At 57.4% G+C, this 15,312-nt stretch carries 14 protein-coding genes; 6 read left to right on the forward strand and 8 right to left on the reverse strand.

Features of this window, described 5'->3' with window-relative positions:
* The first annotated feature begins 3 nt into the window (after positions 1-3).
* Positions 4-828, forward strand: coding sequence for a 2,3,4,5-tetrahydropyridine-2,6-dicarboxylate N-succinyltransferase (gene dapD, locus DSD31_RS20960; protein WP_004858103.1), 825 nt, complete (start codon positions 4-6; stop codon positions 826-828).
* Positions 829-935: 107 nt separating this feature from the next.
* Positions 936-1,325 (forward strand): DUF3461 family protein, encoded by a 390-nt coding sequence (locus DSD31_RS20965; RefSeq protein ID WP_004858100.1) that lies wholly within the window; start codon positions 936-938, stop codon positions 1,323-1,325.
* Positions 1,326-1,415: 90 nt separating this feature from the next.
* Here DSD31_RS20965 and DSD31_RS20970 read toward each other — a convergent pair whose 3' ends face one another.
* The 3 genes from DSD31_RS20970 to dgt form a co-directional block, all read right to left on the reverse strand.
* Positions 1,416-2,573: a CdaR family transcriptional regulator gene (locus DSD31_RS20970; RefSeq protein ID WP_004858098.1), complete on the reverse strand. Its 1,158-nt coding sequence runs from the start codon at positions 2,571-2,573 to the stop codon at positions 1,416-1,418.
* A gap of 190 nt (positions 2,574-2,763) precedes the next feature.
* The gene (gene degP, locus DSD31_RS20975) at positions 2,764-4,203 is read right to left on the reverse strand and encodes a serine endoprotease DegP (RefSeq protein WP_004858096.1); all 1,440 of its coding nucleotides are present in this window, start codon (positions 4,201-4,203) and stop codon (positions 2,764-2,766) included.
* A 134-nt stretch (positions 4,204-4,337) separates the two neighbouring features.
* Complete coding sequence (dgt, locus tag DSD31_RS20980) at positions 4,338-5,852, reverse strand: dGTPase (protein WP_113991292.1); 1,515 nt, start codon at positions 5,850-5,852, stop codon at positions 4,338-4,340.
* An 84-nt stretch (positions 5,853-5,936) separates the two neighbouring features.
* Between dgt and mtnN the strand changes: the two genes are divergently transcribed.
* From mtnN to DSD31_RS20995, 3 genes are all read left to right on the forward strand, one after another.
* On the forward strand, positions 5,937-6,635 hold the full coding sequence (gene mtnN, locus DSD31_RS20985) for a 5'-methylthioadenosine/S-adenosylhomocysteine nucleosidase (RefSeq protein ID WP_004858091.1): 699 nt from the start codon (positions 5,937-5,939) through the stop codon (positions 6,633-6,635).
* Positions 6,628-7,428: a vitamin B12 ABC transporter substrate-binding protein BtuF gene (gene btuF, locus DSD31_RS20990; RefSeq protein WP_015585109.1), complete on the forward strand. Its 801-nt coding sequence runs from the start codon at positions 6,628-6,630 to the stop codon at positions 7,426-7,428. Before mtnN ends, btuF begins: the two co-directional genes overlap by 8 nt.
* Before the next feature lie 142 nt (positions 7,429-7,570).
* Positions 7,571-8,194 (forward strand): TRIC cation channel family protein, encoded by a 624-nt coding sequence (locus DSD31_RS20995; protein ID WP_015585110.1) that lies wholly within the window; start codon positions 7,571-7,573, stop codon positions 8,192-8,194.
* A gap of 57 nt (positions 8,195-8,251) precedes the next feature.
* Here DSD31_RS20995 and erpA read toward each other — a convergent pair whose 3' ends face one another.
* Both erpA and clcA read right to left on the reverse strand, forming a co-directional pair.
* On the reverse strand, positions 8,252-8,596 hold the full coding sequence (gene erpA / locus DSD31_RS21000; protein ID WP_004858085.1) for an iron-sulfur cluster insertion protein ErpA: 345 nt from the start codon (positions 8,594-8,596) through the stop codon (positions 8,252-8,254).
* Positions 8,597-8,677: 81 nt separating this feature from the next.
* A complete protein-coding gene (clcA, locus tag DSD31_RS21005) occupies positions 8,678-10,096 on the reverse strand; it encodes a H(+)/Cl(-) exchange transporter ClcA (RefSeq protein WP_015585111.1) in 1,419 nt (472 codons plus the stop codon).
* 178 nt (positions 10,097-10,274) lie between these two features.
* Here clcA and hemL point away from each other — a divergent pair, with 178 nt between their 5' ends.
* Positions 10,275-11,555 carry a glutamate-1-semialdehyde 2,1-aminomutase gene (gene hemL, locus DSD31_RS21010; RefSeq protein WP_004858082.1) on the forward strand — a complete coding sequence of 427 codons (1,281 nt, stop codon included), beginning with the start codon at positions 10,275-10,277 and terminating at the stop codon, positions 11,553-11,555.
* Positions 11,556-11,630: 75 nt separating this feature from the next.
* On the opposite strand, the gene fhuB is transcribed toward hemL, so the two are convergent.
* From fhuB to fhuC, 3 genes are read right to left on the reverse strand one after another with little or no spacing between them, the layout of a single operon-like run.
* On the reverse strand, positions 11,631-13,613 hold the full coding sequence (fhuB, locus tag DSD31_RS21015) for a Fe(3+)-hydroxamate ABC transporter permease FhuB (protein WP_015585112.1): 1,983 nt from the start codon (positions 13,611-13,613) through the stop codon (positions 11,631-11,633).
* A complete protein-coding gene (fhuD, locus tag DSD31_RS21020; RefSeq protein ID WP_044348472.1) occupies positions 13,610-14,500 on the reverse strand; it encodes a Fe(3+)-hydroxamate ABC transporter substrate-binding protein FhuD in 891 nt (296 codons plus the stop codon). The genes fhuB and fhuD overlap by 4 nt, the downstream gene beginning before the upstream one ends.
* Positions 14,500-15,297: a Fe3+-hydroxamate ABC transporter ATP-binding protein FhuC gene (gene fhuC, locus DSD31_RS21025; RefSeq protein ID WP_004858074.1), complete on the reverse strand. Its 798-nt coding sequence runs from the start codon at positions 15,295-15,297 to the stop codon at positions 14,500-14,502. Before fhuC ends, fhuD begins: the two co-directional genes overlap by 1 nt.
* Positions 15,298-15,312 lie beyond the last annotated feature (15 nt).

Raw genomic sequence — 15,312 nt, forward strand, 5'->3', positions numbered from 1 at the left:
ACAATGCAGCAATTACAGAATGTTATTGAGTCCGCTTTTGAGCGTCGCGCCGACATCACGCCGGCAAATGTGGATACCGTAACCCGCGAAGCGGTTAACCAGGTGATTTCTCTGCTTGATTCCGGCGCGCTGCGTGTCGCTGAAAAAATCGATGGCCAGTGGGTCACCCATCAATGGCTGAAGAAGGCGGTTCTGCTCTCTTTCCGTATTAACGATAACCAGGTTATCGACGGTGCGGAAAGCCGCTACTTCGATAAAGTGCCGATGAAATTCGCTGACTATGATGAAGCGCGTTTCCAGAAAGAAGGCTTCCGCGTGGTTCCGCCGGCGGCGGTTCGTCAGGGCGCATTTATTGCCCGCAACACCGTGCTGATGCCGTCCTACGTCAACATTGGCGCCTACGTTGATGAAGGCTCCATGGTAGATACCTGGGCCACCGTGGGTTCCTGCGCGCAGATCGGTAAAAACGTGCACCTGTCCGGCGGCGTCGGCATCGGTGGCGTGCTGGAGCCGCTGCAGGCTAACCCGACAATCATCGAAGACAACTGCTTCATCGGCGCACGCTCTGAAGTGGTTGAAGGCGTGATCGTTGAAGAAGGTTCCGTGATCTCCATGGGCGTGTACCTGGGTCAAAGCACCAAAATTTACGATCGCGAAACCGGCGAAGTCCATTACGGCCGCGTTCCGGCGGGCTCAGTGGTGGTTTCCGGCAACCTGCCGTCGAAAGATGGCAAGTACAGCCTGTACTGCGCCGTTATCGTGAAGAAAGTGGATGCGAAAACTCGCGGCAAGGTCGGCATTAACGAACTGCTGCGTACCATCGACTAAGCAGAATAAAAAGCGGGAGATATCCCGCTTTTTTTATATTTGAAGCTGGCGAAGATGGATCTTTTCGTTAATTATTCAAAGGTTATGATGATATCAAAGGTACCGTTATGTACGATAATCTGAAAAGTCTTGGCATTACCAATCCTGATGAGATCGATCGCTATAGCCTGCGGCAGGAAGCCAACAACGACATTCTGAAAATCTATTTTCAGAAAGACAAAGGCGAGTTCTTCGCCAAAAGCGTCAAGTTTAAATACCCGCGCCAGCGTAAGACCGTTGTCGCAGATGGCGTAGGCCAGGGGTATAAAGAGGTTCAGGAAATTAGCCCGAATCTGCGCTACGTTATCGATGAGCTGGATCAGATCTGCCAGCGCGATCGTACCGAAGTCGACCTCAAACGTAAGATCCTTGACGATCTGCGTCATCTGGAAAGCGTCGTCACTCATAAGATCAGTGAAATTGAAGCCGATCTGGAAAAACTGACGCGGAATAAATAAGTTGGTTTTCACTCCCTGGCCGGCGATGCTTTCCGGGGAGAGACCCACAGCAACCCGGAGAAGACACTGTGTCGCTATCCGGGCTATCTTCTAACGCTGTTCATCCAGCTGCAGCGCAATATAAAGCAGCAGACGATCGTCAAAACTCCCCAGGTCCAGTCCCGTCAGTTCAGCAATACGATTCAGGCGATACTCCAGCGTATTACGATGAATAAACAGCGCCTTTGACGTCGCCAGCGGCTGCACGTTATGGCGAAACCAGGCTTGTAGAGTACGCCGCAACAGACCGTTATTATCCATCGCCTTCAGCCGGACCAGAGGACGGGCGAGTTCATTGGCCTGCCAGCCGCCGCGCAGGCTATCGAGCAGCACCGGTAACATTAAATCCTGATAAAAATAGCTGCGGCTCTCGGGCATCCGCTGTTTGCCGACCATCATCGTGGTACGCGCGGTGCGCCAGGAACGGGCGATGCTGCCGGGGCCGGTAAAGAAGTTACCCAGCGCCACGCGAAAGCGCAGCTGGCCGTTTTCTTTCATTCGGGCGATCAGCTGATCGATTCGTTTGCGGTGATCCTCCGCGTCCCAGCGACCAAAGGCATTGAATGCCGGTTTGAGCACCACCATCTCGGTCAGTGAGACAATCGCCACCAGATTGTTGCGATCGGGCGTGGTCAGGGCGGTTTGCAGCTGCTGCAGTTCGGCCATGGCGCTATCTACACCGAGCTGACCGCTATCCACTTCAATCATCGCGACCACGCGAGGCTGGTTCAGATCGATGCCCAACCGCTGCGCCCACTCGGTTAAGGCGGGCGTATTCTCTTCTGCCTGAATCAGGTTCATGACCAGCTCTTCACGCAGGCGGCTATCCTGGGCCAGAAGATGCATTAACCGCGACTGCTCCAGCATCATCTCGGCGGTCATGCACACCAGCTCGCCATATTTGCGCAGCGTTTCTGGTTCGCCGGTGAGGCCAATCACGCCGACGATCTCCCCCTCCAGACGCAAAGGCAGGTTAATCCCCTGACGCACGCCGTGTAGATGACGAGCAACCGCATCATCAATATCCACGACCCGCCCCTGGGAAAGCACCAGCAGCGCCCCTTCGTGCAATTCCCCAATTCGCTCGCGATCGCCGCTGCCGATAATGCGCCCGCGGGCGTCCATTACGTTGATATTGGTATCAATGATGCGCATCGTTCGCGCAACGATATCCTGCGCCATGTTGGTATCAAGATGCCAGCCAGCCATGTAACCCTCCCGTCAACAGGGGGTCAGCATAAAAGAGTTGGCCGAACGTCGCATTGTGCATATGCATAAAGCCAGGCAGAGAAGTATGGAGTTGCGGGTGGAGTCACAGAAAGGAAAGCGCGGCGGATAGCGGGGCAAAAAAAAGCCCCTTCCCGCAACGAGGAGAAGGGGCTGGCTTAGCCGTTAGCGATTACTGCATCAGCAGATAGATAGTGCTATCGCCACGCTGGATGTTCAGCGCCAGCACCGAAGGTTTGGCATCAAAGATTTTGCGCAGATCGGCGATATTTTTCACCGGCTGCTGGTTAGCGCCGACGATGATGTCGCCTTTCTTGAGGCCAATTTGTGCCGCCGGAGTCCCCGCTTTCACATTATTGACCACCACACCTTTGTCCTGACCTTTGTTGCTCATTTCCGCACCTTCAATACCATTGAAGATGGTGCTGGAGTCAACCTGAGTCTGGTTGCTCTGCTGCAGTTCGACGGTCGCATTGACCGCTTTGCCGTCGCGTACCAGTCCCAGCTGGACTTTGCTACCGATAGGCATAGTACCGACTTGCGCACGCAGCGCCGCGAAGCTGCTGATAGGCTTACCGTTCAGCGAGGTAATCACGTCACCGGCTTTGATACCGGCCTTCGCCGCCGCAGAACCCGGCATAACCTGGCTGACGAAGGCACCGCGCTGCGCATCGACCTTCATCGCTTTCGCCAGTTCAGAGTTCAGCTCGGTCCCCATAATACCCAGCTCGCCGCGTTTCACCTGGCCATACTTAACCATCTGCTCGGTCAGGTTTTTGACCATGTTACTCGGGATGGCAAAACCGATACCGATATTGCCGCCGTCCGGCGCCAGGATCGCGGTATTAATCCCGATCAGTTCGCCGTTCAGGTTAACCAGCGCACCGCCGGAGTTACCGCGGTTGATCGCCGCATCGGTCTGGATAAAGTTTTCGTAGTTTTCAACGTTCAGGCCGCTACGGCCAAGCGCGGAGACAATACCCGAAGTGACGGTTTCACCCAGACCAAACGGGTTACCGATCGCGACGGTGTAGTCACCGACGCGCAGCGCATCGGAATCTGCCAGCTTAATCGCCGTCAGATTTTTCGGATCCTGAATCTGGATCAGCGCAATATCGGAACGCGGATCTTTGCCAACGACTTTGGCATCAAACTTACGTCCGTCGCTCAGCTGTACTTTAATCGTGGTCGCATTATCCACAACGTGGTTATTGGTCACGACATAGCCTTTAGCCGCATCGATGATCACCCCGGAGCCCAGCGCCATAAATTTCTGCTGCTGACCGCCATCACCCGGCGCCCCGCCGCCCTGTCCACCGCCCTGACAGAACGGAGAACTCTGGAACGGCGAACCATCCTGGCAGAACGGTGAATTATCACCAAAGAACTGCTGGAAGTTACGCGGCATCCGCGGAGTGTTGACCGTTGTGCTGCCTTCAACATTAATGCTGACAACCGACGGCATCACTTTTTCCAGCATCGGGGCCAGGCTTGGCATTTGCTGTGTACTTGAGGCCGAAGAGGACGTTTCTGCCGCGCTCGCAGAGAGCGGGGATAACGCCAGACCTAAACTCAGAGCCAGTGCACTCATTGCTAACGTGGTTTTTTTCATATGTCTCAATCTCGATTTTAGATAATGCAAATTGCTATGTATGTGACTATCAGAGTCATTTTATCGCGCTAAGTTCCGGAATTAAGCATCTGGAAAAAGTAAAAATTTATTGTTCGTCTTTACAAAACCTGTACTTATTCCACCGCCATCAAGCGTCGATATTCATCCCATGCATACAAATCCGTCATCCCACTGATATAGTCCTGTATCAGACGGCAGCGATAATAATATTCCATCACCGGAAATTCTTCAGCATCGCGCGAAACCTTATTTACTGCTTCAACATAGGCCAGCCGATGACGCGTCGAAAGTTTCTGGAACAAGCGCGAGGCGATAGGTAAGCTCCTCACCCGCTCTTTCTCCACTAATAAGCTAAACTCCGCCAGCGATAATTTTAACAGCGGCTCATAGATATCCAGAAGACCGCTAATCACCCGATAGCCTTGTAATTCCAGCTGTTCAACGTCTGGATGACTAAACACATGTTTTATCGCAACGTTTTTATATAGTTCCAGCAGCTGACTGCAGTCGCTATCGTCCTCAAGCAGCGCATGATTAAAATCACCGGCAAAGATCTTCGGTAAATTATCGATAAACCGGCGTGCCGCATACGGCACCAGTTTATTCAGCGTGTTGACCCGTAAATACATAAAGAACTGATCTTCTGTACTTCGACTCAGAGAATTCGCGCGCGATTTATCCCAGGCATTTTCTACCACTTGCGAAAATAAAGAGCCTTTTTCATGCTGCCCCCACGCCTCGTGAAGCAGCTGATAAAGTTGTTCTACGCTGAAAATACGTTTTTCTACCGCATCCTCAAGATCGGCCACACAATATGAGATATCGTCCGCCGCCTCCATAATCCAGGTCAACGGAAAACGATTGTAAGGAGCCAGCTCCAGTTCTTTACGCAACCTCGCAATATAGCCCTCTTCGGCTAAATAATAACCAGGTTTCTTCATTAAATAACTGTGGCTGGAGGGAAATTCTCCCCGCCACCACGCCGGGCGCGTATATTTTAGAATGCAGCCAACCTGCGCCCAGGTCAGATTCATCCGCATCAGGGTATGCACTAAGCGAATACCCTGCGCGTTGCCTTCAAACCAGCACAGATCCTGACGAACTTTGCTCCGCAGCACATTCAGTTCGTCAGCGCCCTCCTGCAAACGGAGCGCCTCCACCGTACAACGATCCTGCGCTAACGGCGCGCCGGCGGCATCGTCAGGCGCGAGCCGCTGACGGAACCAGTCATTAATTGCCGCCTCGCCAAAATGGCCGAACGGCGGATTGCCGATATCATGCATCAGGCAGGCCATTTCCACCACGCTCTCAAACGGTCCGGTGAGTTCATCCAGCCCGTAGGCTTCCAGCAGACGCTGCTCTTTCAGGCGACTGAGGATCTCTTTGGCGATATAGCGTCCCACCTGCTGAACTTCAAGGGAGTGGGTTAAACGAGTCCGCACCGCGGCATTACGTTCCAGCGGGAAGACCTGGGTTTTTTGCTGTAAACGGCGGATTGCCGGCGAGTTGATAATTCGCCCGCGATCGCTTTCAAAAATACGCAGGATCTCACGTTCCGTTTCGACCCCCTGCGGCGAGCGGTAGCGCCGACGCCAGTTAATCTTGTTGCGAAAATCAATCTTTGCCATGGCCTCTCCCGCGCGAGCAATAACGTTTCCCTTTGAGTGCATGATAGACTATGCAACTAAACCTGACACATCGCGAGTAAATCTATGAAAATCGGCATTATTGGCGCTATGGAAGAAGAAGTTACCCTTCTGCGCGACAAAATCGAAAACCGTCAGACTCTGACCCATGGCGGGAGCGAAATCTACACCGGCCAGCTGAACGGTACCGATGTCGCCCTGTTAAAATCAGGCATTGGCAAAGTGGCGGCGGCGATGGGCGCGGCCCTGCTGCTGGAGATTTGCAAGCCGGACGTGATTATCAACACCGGCTCCGCAGGCGGACTGGCGTCGACGCTGAAAGTCGGCGACATCGTCATCTCCGACGAGACCCGCTACCACGATGCCGACGTCACCGCCTTTGGTTATGAGTATGGCCAGCTGCCAGGCTGCCCGGCAGGCTTCAAAGCCGACGATAAGCTGATTGCCGCCGCGCAAAGCTGCATCGAAGCGCTGAATCTGCACGCGGTGCGCGGCCTGATCGTCAGCGGTGACGCCTTCATCAACGGCTCGGTCGGGCTGGCGAAAATCCGCCACAACTTCCCGCAGGCCGTAGCGGTTGAAATGGAAGCAACGGCGATTGCCCATGTTTGCCACAACTTCGGCGTGCCGTTCGTGGTGGTACGCGCGATTTCCGACGTGGCGGATCAGCAGTCTCACCTGAGCTTTGATGAGTTCCTCACCGTTGCCGCCAAACAGTCCACGCTGATGGTGGAAAAACTGGTACAGACGCTGGCGCGTGGCTAAGTCGCTAAAACGGGCGCTTGCCGCTCTGCTGCTGCTTACCCCGGCGTGGCTCTTCGCCGCGCCGCGGGTTATCACGCTATCCCCCTCCAATACCGAACTGGCCTTTGCCGCCGGTATTACGCCGGTTGGCGTCAGCAGCCATTCCGATTATCCGCCGCAAGCGGCCGGTATCGAACAGGTTGCCAGCTGGCAAGGGATGAACCTGGAACGCATTGTCGCGTTGCAGCCGGACCTGATTCTGGCATGGCGCGGCGGCAATGCCGAGCGGCAGGTTAATCAACTGAGCGCGCTGGGGATCAAGGTACTCTGGGTCAATACCGCGACGATTGAAGAGATCATTGCGACGCTGCGACAGCTGGCGCAGTGGAGTCCGCAGCCGGAAAAGGCTCACGCATCCGCACAGCGAATGCAGGACGACTATGATGCCCTCAAAGCCCGCTACGCACATACGCCGAAAAAACGCGTCTTTCTGCAGTTTGGCAGCAATCCCCTTTTTACCAGCAGTCGGGGATCGATTCAGGACCAGGTGCTGACGTTGTGCGGCGGTGACAACATTTTTGCCTCCAGCCCGGTTCCCTGGCCCCAGGTGAGTCGTGAACAGGTCCTGGCAAGGCAGCCTCAGGCCATTGTTATCGCCGGTGATGCCAGCAGACTCCCTGAAGTTGAACGTTACTGGCATAATCAGTTAAAAATTTCCCTGATTGCAGTAGATGGCGACTGGTTTGAACGCGCAAGCCCGCGTATTATCCTCGCCGCAAAACAGCTCTGCGAGGCGCTCGGGCAGGTCAAATAGCGCCGTTTGCGCAGGGTAATAACGACATCCGCTACAGAGAACGCCAGTGTAACCGACATACATACGGTTGGCGGACGCCGTGCGGGTGCAATTTGGTGAGTAAAAATAGCCTAAGGATCCGGGCGCTTAACGAGAACTGACGATGCTTGTCTATTGGCTGGATATTATTGGCACCGCCGTATTTGCTATCTCGGGCGTATTGCTGGCCGGTAAACTCCGGATGGATCCCTTTGGCGTGCTGGTGCTCGGCGTTGTCACCGCCGTGGGCGGTGGGACCATTCGCGATATGGCGCTCGCCAACGGCCCGGTGTTCTGGGTAAAAGACCCCACTGATCTGGTGGTGGCGATGGTCACCAGCATGCTGACCATTCTGCTGGTGCGCCAACCACGTCGACTGCCGAAATGGATATTGCCGGTGCTTGATGCCGTTGGTCTGGCGGTATTTGTCGGCATCGGAGTGAATAAAGCGTTTCTGGCCCACAGCGGCCCGCTGGTCGCTATCTGTATGGGTGTCGTCACCGGCGTAGGCGGCGGGATCATTCGCGACGTACTGGCGCGCGAAATTCCGATGATTTTACGCACGGAAATCTATGCCACGGCCTGTATTGTCGGCGGTATCGTGCACGCCACGGCCTATGACACTTTTCATGTTTCGCTGCAGAACTCGGCGATGATGGGCATGGTCGTCACGCTGATGATTCGCCTTGCGGCCATCCGTTGGCATCTGAAGCTGCCGACTTTTGCCCTCGATGATCACGGGCGATAGAACGGGGAAATTGCCCCGGCGGAGAAAAACTACCGGGGCGAGAATCCAGTGCGGGGATCAGACGCTGAATGAAGACCCGCAGCCGCAGGTACTTTTCGCATTCGGGTTGGTCACGATAAAACGCGAGCCTTCCAGGCCTTCAGTGTAGTCGACGGCACCGCCGACCAGATACTGCAGGCTCATCGGATCGACCACCAGGCCGACGCCCTGTTTTTCGATGGTCATATCGCCTTCGTTAACCTGATCGTCAAAGGTGAAGCCGTACTGAAAACCACTGCAACCACCACCGGTGATATACACACGCAGTTTCAGGTTTGGATTGTCTTCATCTGCAATCAGGAATTTTACTTTTTTGGCTGCAGCTTCAGTAAACTCCAGCGGCAACGCTACGTCATCACTCATTTTATGCTCCCATTGATACTTCTGACCGGTTAAAGAATAACCCGACCTTATGAGCCATTATCTAATACCCTGGTAAATCGTTCAAGTATTCTCCCCGGCAACCTGCTGCGCTTTTGCCGCCTGTTCTGCGGCCTGTTTCGCCAGCGTGCGCTCCAGGATCGTGGAATACAAAGGCTTACCGCCAAGGAATTGCGCCAGTAGTGTTGCGCCAAGACAGGTAATAATCATTGGCAGAATGAGCTGATAGTTATCGGTCATCTCCAGCACCAGCACAATCCCGGTCAGCGGAGCGCGGATTGACGCCGCCAGCAGGGCCCCCATTCCGGCAATAGCAAAGGTCCCGGCATCCAGATGATAGGCCGGCAGCATCGGCGTGACGGCCATCCCGAAGGCGGTTCCCAGCAAGGTTCCCAGCGCCAGCATCGGCGCAAAAATGCCGCCGGGCGCCCCGGAGGAGAAACAGAGTAACGTGGTTATCACGCGGGCGATAAAGATAAACAGCAGCAGGCCAACGGAAAAGTTGCCCGCCGCAGCAATCGGAATCAGGTTAAAACCGCCTCCTGCCGCCGCCGGTTGAATCAGCCCGAGAACGCCGCACATTCCGCCAATTAGCCCGCCGATCAGTACCCACTTTTTCGTATTGCCGCCATGAATACGCTGGAACATATCCTGGGTGCGCAGCACCAGGCTATTAAACAGCGGGCCAACGCAGCCAAAAATCATCCCCAGGATCAGGTACAGCCACAGCGTATTCACCGGCGCATCGCTCAGCTTGCCGACCTCAATAATCGCCGATTCGCCATTAAAGATACGGAACACAATGCTCGACATAATCACGCCGGTAAAGACGGCTTTAATCGAAATCAGGTTGTAGCGAAACTGCGGGCGCATCTCTTCGATAATGAATAAAATCCCCGCCAGCGGCGCGTTAAATGCCGCAGAGAGCCCCGCCGCGGCCCCGGTGGCCAGCAACGTGTGGCGCGCTTCGGGGCTGCGCATGCGGAAAATATCCAGCACCATTCGCCCGACGTTGCCGCCCAGCTGTACCGTTGGCCCTTCGCGACCGAGCACCATGCCGGCGCCCAGCGTCCCCATCCCGCCGATAAATTTTACCGGCAGCACTCGCCACCAGCGAACCGGACGCAGCTCTTCCAGCGCCCCTTCGATCTCCGGTATACCGGATCCCCCTGCCTCCGGCGCGAAACGGCGCACCAGAAAATAGCCCACCATCGCCAGCAACGCAGATAAAATAAAAGCCAGCGGCCAAATCAGGAACCCGTGATCCGCCACCTGCACCAGGGAACCGATGCGCATGTTCTGCACCCAGCTGACGCTCTTTTCAAAGGCGACCCCCACCAGCCCGGCCAGCGTGCCGACCACCGCGGCCATCAGCAGCACCGCCAGCGGCGTTTTGTCACGTTGAACTAATCGACGTACCACATCGCCACGACGCAAGCGCACGATTTGTTTTGCTTCAAAAGTAGAGGCTTCTGTTTTCATACTCTTATCGTCAATAGTCATACAAATACGAAGGGGACATTTTAGCCTTCTGAACGTCCTACGTCGCGGGAAAAATGCACCTGCTGCGCTTTGTTTCAATTGGGCAAAACTTTCATAACTATCCTGGAATAACTTAGAATAACCAGCAAAACATTTATCACGAACCAGGATCATGGCAATGAGCAAATCTGAAACACTCTATAGCGCCGCACGTGAACTCATCCCCGGCGGCGTGAACTCGCCGGTCCGCGCCTTTAGCGGCGTCGGCGGTACACCGCTGTTTATCGAACGCGCCGACGGCGCCAGGCTGTACGATGTCGACGGTAAAGCGTATATCGATTATGTCGGCTCCTGGGGCCCCATGGTACTGGGCCATAACCATCCGGCCATTCGCAATGCGGTGATTGAAGCCGCGGAGCGCGGCCTGAGCTTTGGCGCGCCGACGGAAATGGAAGTCAAAATGGCGGAGCTGGTGACCGAACTGGTCCCAACGATGGATATGGTGCGGATGGTGAACTCCGGTACCGAAGCGACGATGAGCGCCATTCGCCTGGCTCGTGGCTTTACCGGCCGTGACAAAATCATCAAATTTGAAGGGTGCTATCACGGCCACGCCGACTGTCTGCTGGTGAAAGCGGGCTCCGGCGCGCTGACCCTGGGCCAGCCGAACTCACCGGGCGTACCGGCTGATTTTGCTAAACATACCCTGACCTGCACCTATAACGATCTGGCCTCCGTTCGCGCCGCGTTTGAGCAATATCCGCAAGAGATTGCCTGCATCATCGTGGAGCCGGTAGCCGGCAACATGAACTGCATCCCGCCGCTACCGGCATTCCTGCCGGGCCTGCGCGCGCTGTGCGACGAATTTGGCGCGCTGCTGATTATCGATGAAGTGATGACCGGCTTCCGCGTGGCGCTGGCGGGCGCGCAGTCATACTACGACGTGGTTCCGGATCTGACCTGTCTGGGCAAGATCATCGGGGGCGGTATGCCGGTCGGCGCATTTGGCGGTCGTCGCGATGTGATGGATGCCCTGGCCCCGACCGGCCCGGTGTATCAGGCCGGAACCCTGTCTGGTAACCCGATCGCCATGGCGGCCGGTTTTGCCTGCCTGAGCGAAGTCGCCCAGCCGGGCGTCCACGAAACGCTGACCGATTTAACCAATCAGCTCTCTCAAGGGCTGCTGGATGCCGCGCGCGAAGCGGGCATTCCGCTGGTGGTGAATAATGTGGGCGGCATGTTCGGCCTCTTCTTTACCGATGCCGAAACGGTCACCTGCTATCAGGATGTGCTGAAGTGCGACGTTGAACGCTTTAAGCGTTTCTTCCATCTGATGCTGGAAGAAGGCGTCTATCTGGCGCCATCGGCGTTTGAGGCCGGCTTTATGTCGATTGCCCACACCCCTGATGATATCAACGATACCATCGCCGCCGCCCGTAAGGCGTTTGCGAAGCTGTAATTCAAGACCGGGCAGCGCAAGCTTGCCCGGCCTGTGTTTTTGTCGCCCCGGTAAGCGAAGCGCCACCGGGGAAAATTATCGGCTCTGTTTCCTCAGCAGATAAATAAAGTACGGCGCGCCGATAAAGGTCGACAGCAGACCTGCGGGGATCTGATACGGGAACATCATCATTCGCCCGCACCAGTCGGCAAAGACCAGCAGCAACCCGCCGATCAACCCGGCCATCACCATCTGCGGCATCGTCCGGCGGAATCCCATCATGCGCGCAATATGCGGCGCCATCAGGCCAACAAAACTCAGCGGGCCGATAGTCAGCGTGGCGGCCGCCGTCAGGCCAGCGGCCAGTAGCAGCAGAGCGACCCGCGACGGCGTCAGCGCCATACCTACCGCGCGTGCGGCTTCACCACCCAGCGGCAGAATCGTCAGCCAGCGCCGACACAGCGGCACCAGAATCAGCAGCAGCACCATCGCCATCCCGCTCCGAACGACCATCTCCGGCGTGGCGCCGTAAGTCGAGCCGGAAATCCACGTCAGAATCTGCGCCATGCGCGGATCGCCGCTGGCCTGCAGCATCATCAACAGCATAGTGAAGGCGGTGCTGAGCGCCATCCCCGCCAGCAGCATCCGGTGCGGCGAGAAACCGCCGCGCCCGGCAGCCACCAGGATCACCAGCAGCGTCGCCGCCGCCCCCAGGCTACCGGCCGGCAGCAGCCAGCCGAAAGCGTTGCCGGGAACGAAAAACAGCATCAGGACAATACCAAAAGCTGCGCCGGAGCTGATGCCCAGCACTTCCGGGCTGGCCATCGGGTTACCGGTCAGGCGCTGGATAATACACCCCGCGACCGCCAGCATCACCCCGGCGAACAGCGCGGCGAACACCCGCGGCCAGCGCCACGGCATCAGTTGATCCAGCAGCGTGCCGCTCGCCCAGTGCCAGCTCTGCGCATCCCGCCCAAAGGCCAGGGCGACGAGGAGCGCCAGCAGCAGGATCAGCAAACCGCCAAACGCAAATCCCCGTACGTTTTGCCGTTCCACCAGCACTTTATCGCCGGCATTCATCACCGGCGCACTGATGCTGCGCAAGCGCGGCAGCAGCCACAGCAGCAGCGGCGCGCCGATCAGCGCCGTCACGGAACCGGTGGACACTTCCCGCCATACCCGGGTCAGCCACAGAATGATCTGGTCTGACAGCCAGAGAATCAGCGCGCCAATCACCGCCGCCAGCAGCAGACGCGACAGCAGACGACGCGCGCCGAGCATTTTCGCCAGCAGCGGCGAAAACAGGCCGATAAAACCGATAATCCCCACCGCATTCACCAGCAACGCGCTGATAACGATCGCCAGCGTCAGCGTGGCCAGACGCGCCAGAGAGAGCGCCAGTCCGAGATTACGCGCCACGCCATCATCCAGCCCCATCAGCGTGAGGGGACGCAGCAGCAGCAACGTTAACATGAGGCCGCCGAGCAGCTGCGGCCACAGCCGTTGCACCACGCTCCAGTCGGTTTGCGTCAGCGTACCGGTGCTCCACAGGAACATACTTTGCAGCTGATCGTGATGGAAAATAACCATCAGCTGGTTCAGCGCCCCGCAGTACAGACTGACCACCAGACCGGCAAGAATCAGGGTTACCGGCGACAGCCGTTTTCCCCACGAGACGCCGAAAACCAGCGCCCCGACAAGACAGGCCCCCGCCAGTGCGGCGAATTGCGACGCCAGTACGCCGGGAATCGCCCACAGCGTCGTCACCGTCATCCCCAGCTGAGCGCCGGTCGCGACCCCGAGGGTGGTCGGTTCCGCCAGCGGGTTGCGCAGCACCTGCTGGAACAGCACGCCCACCAGTCCGAGCCCCGCGCCAACCAGCAGCGACACCGCCAGTCTCGGCAGCAGGCTGTAGTGGAACAACATCTGAGCGATATTGTCGATATCCGGCTGCCACAGCGCCTGGCGCCACTCGTGCTGCGGCAACGCCGCCTGGAGATTCAAGAAGCTGAGCGCAAATGCGGTCATCGCCAGCACCGTCAGCAGCAGTGCCGCCAGAGGAGACAGTCGCGATCTCATGCCTCACCTCCCTGGACATCCGCCAGCACGCGGGCAAAATGCATTGCCGACAGCGTCGCACCGTAGAACCAGACAGCCGGCACGCGCTGGAAGCGCCCTTCGCGGACAAACGGCATCGCCTGCCAGAGCGGCGTACTCATCAGTTGGCTCATTTCGGCACGATTACCGTGGTCGAAGCAGATAACATCGGTCTCTTTGTAGGCGGCCAGTCGATCGATTCCCACGCTGACGCTGCCCCAGAAGGCGGTTTCACCGCGCCAGGCATTTTTAATCCCCAGGCGATCGAGCACCTCCTGAAACAGGCAATTATTGCCGAAAACCAGGACATGGCGGGGATCGAGCAAGGTGATCATCAGCAGCGGACGATCGCCACGGCGGGCGAAACGCGGGCGCAGATTCTCCATCAGCGCGTCAAATTCCGCCAGATGGCGCTTCGCCGCCTGCTGCCGGCCAATCAGCTCGGCCATCTCGTTGAGAGATTGCTGCGCCATCTGCAGCGGTCGTTTACCGTCGCTGAAGGTGAATCCCCGTCCCGGGGCAATGCGCGCCAGCTTCTCTGGCGACGGCCCATATCCGGCCGACCAGACGATAAACGACGGTTTCATCTGCGTCAGCAGCTCAAGATTCGGCTCCGTACGCAGCCCGACATCAATCACCGAGGAAGGCAGCGCCGGTTCATTCACCCACAGGTTATAGTTCGGGATATCGGCCACGCCGTAGGGCGTCACGCCAAGCGCCAGCAGGAGTTCTGCCGGCAGCCACTCCAGCGCCACAATACGCTGCGGATCGAAGCTTGCGGCCTGGGCGCCGCGCATCTGCCACAGCAGGGGCGACAGGGCCATCGCCGTCAGCAGACGGCGACGGGTAATGAAAGGGGTCTTTTCCATCAATAGACAAAGCTTACCGGCGCGCTACCCGCCGGATGCGGCAGAATACCCATCGGAATACCGTAAATTTGCTCCAGCGTTTCGCTGCGCATCAGCTGCGCGGGCGTGCCCTGAGCAATCATCTCCCCACCACGTAACGCGACCAGATAATCACAGTAACGGGCAGCCATGTTGATATCGTGCAGAACGGCGATCACCGTTAACCCGCGCTGTTGACTCAAACGATGCACCAGCGCCAGGACATCCACCTGATGGGCAATATCCAGCGCCGAGGTAGGTTCATCCAGCAATAAACAGCGGCTGTCCTGCGCCACCAGCATGGCAATCCACGCCCGCTGGCGCTCACCGCCTGACAGGCTGTCAACCAGCCGGTGCGCCAGCGGCTTAAGGCCGACCAACGCAATCGCCTCTTCAACTTTTTCCCGGTCGGCGGCACCGAAACGCCCCAGCGCGCCGTGCCACGGATAGCGGCCGATGGCCACCAGCTCGCGCACGGTCATCCCTTCCGCCGGCGGCAGCTGCTGCGGCAGATAGGCCACTTTACGGGCAAAGGCCTTGCTGCTCCAGCTGTCCAGAGGCTGCCCGTCCAGCAGCACATCGCCTTCCGACGGCGGCTGATGACGGCCGAGCATTTTCAGCAGTGTGGATTTGCCGGAGCCATTATGGCCAATCAGCCCCGTCACTTTTCCCGCCGGGAAAGTTAAGGAGAGAGGATGCAGCAGCGTACGGCCAGGTACGCGAAAGGTAACGCGATTCAACGAAAACGTGGTATCAGAGTGCGGAGAGTTTTCCTGCATAGCGGCGACCTGGTG

It is taken from the genome of Klebsiella sp. X13, assembly GCF_003323835.1.
Lineage (GTDB): Bacteria > Pseudomonadota > Gammaproteobacteria > Enterobacterales > Enterobacteriaceae > Klebsiella > Klebsiella ornithinolytica.

What these genes read in the sequence shown, in the direction of transcription:
- dapD (WP_004858103.1), top strand. Translation starts at nt 4, where the DNA reads ATGCAGCAATTACAGAATGTTATTGAGTCCGCTTTTGAGCGTCGCGCC.
- mtnN (WP_004858091.1), top strand. Translation starts at nt 5,937, where the DNA reads ATGAAAATCGGCATTATTGGCGCTATGGAAGAAGAAGTTACCCTTCTG.
- DSD31_RS20995 (WP_015585110.1), top strand. Translation starts at nt 7,571, where the DNA reads ATGCTTGTCTATTGGCTGGATATTATTGGCACCGCCGTATTTGCTATC.
- hemL (WP_004858082.1), top strand. Translation starts at nt 10,275, where the DNA reads ATGAGCAAATCTGAAACACTCTATAGCGCCGCACGTGAACTCATCCCC.
- fhuB (WP_015585112.1), bottom strand. Translation starts at nt 13,613, where the DNA reads ATGAGATCGCGACTGTCTCCTCTGGCGGCACTGCTGCTGACGGTGCTG.
- dgt (WP_113991292.1), bottom strand. Translation starts at nt 5,852, where the DNA reads ATGGCAAAGATTGATTTTCGCAACAAGATTAACTGGCGTCGGCGCTAC.
- erpA (WP_004858085.1), bottom strand. Translation starts at nt 8,596, where the DNA reads ATGAGTGATGACGTAGCGTTGCCGCTGGAGTTTACTGAAGCTGCAGCC.
- DSD31_RS20965 (WP_004858100.1), top strand. Translation starts at nt 936, where the DNA reads ATGTACGATAATCTGAAAAGTCTTGGCATTACCAATCCTGATGAGATC.
- DSD31_RS20970 (WP_004858098.1), bottom strand. Translation starts at nt 2,573, where the DNA reads ATGGCTGGCTGGCATCTTGATACCAACATGGCGCAGGATATCGTTGCG.
- fhuC (WP_004858074.1), bottom strand. Translation starts at nt 15,297, where the DNA reads ATGCAGGAAAACTCTCCGCACTCTGATACCACGTTTTCGTTGAATCGC.
- clcA (WP_015585111.1), bottom strand. Translation starts at nt 10,096, where the DNA reads ATGAAAACAGAAGCCTCTACTTTTGAAGCAAAACAAATCGTGCGCTTG.
- degP (WP_004858096.1), bottom strand. Translation starts at nt 4,203, where the DNA reads ATGAAAAAAACCACGTTAGCAATGAGTGCACTGGCTCTGAGTTTAGGT.
- fhuD (WP_044348472.1), bottom strand. Translation starts at nt 14,500, where the DNA reads ATGGAAAAGACCCCTTTCATTACCCGTCGCCGTCTGCTGACGGCGATG.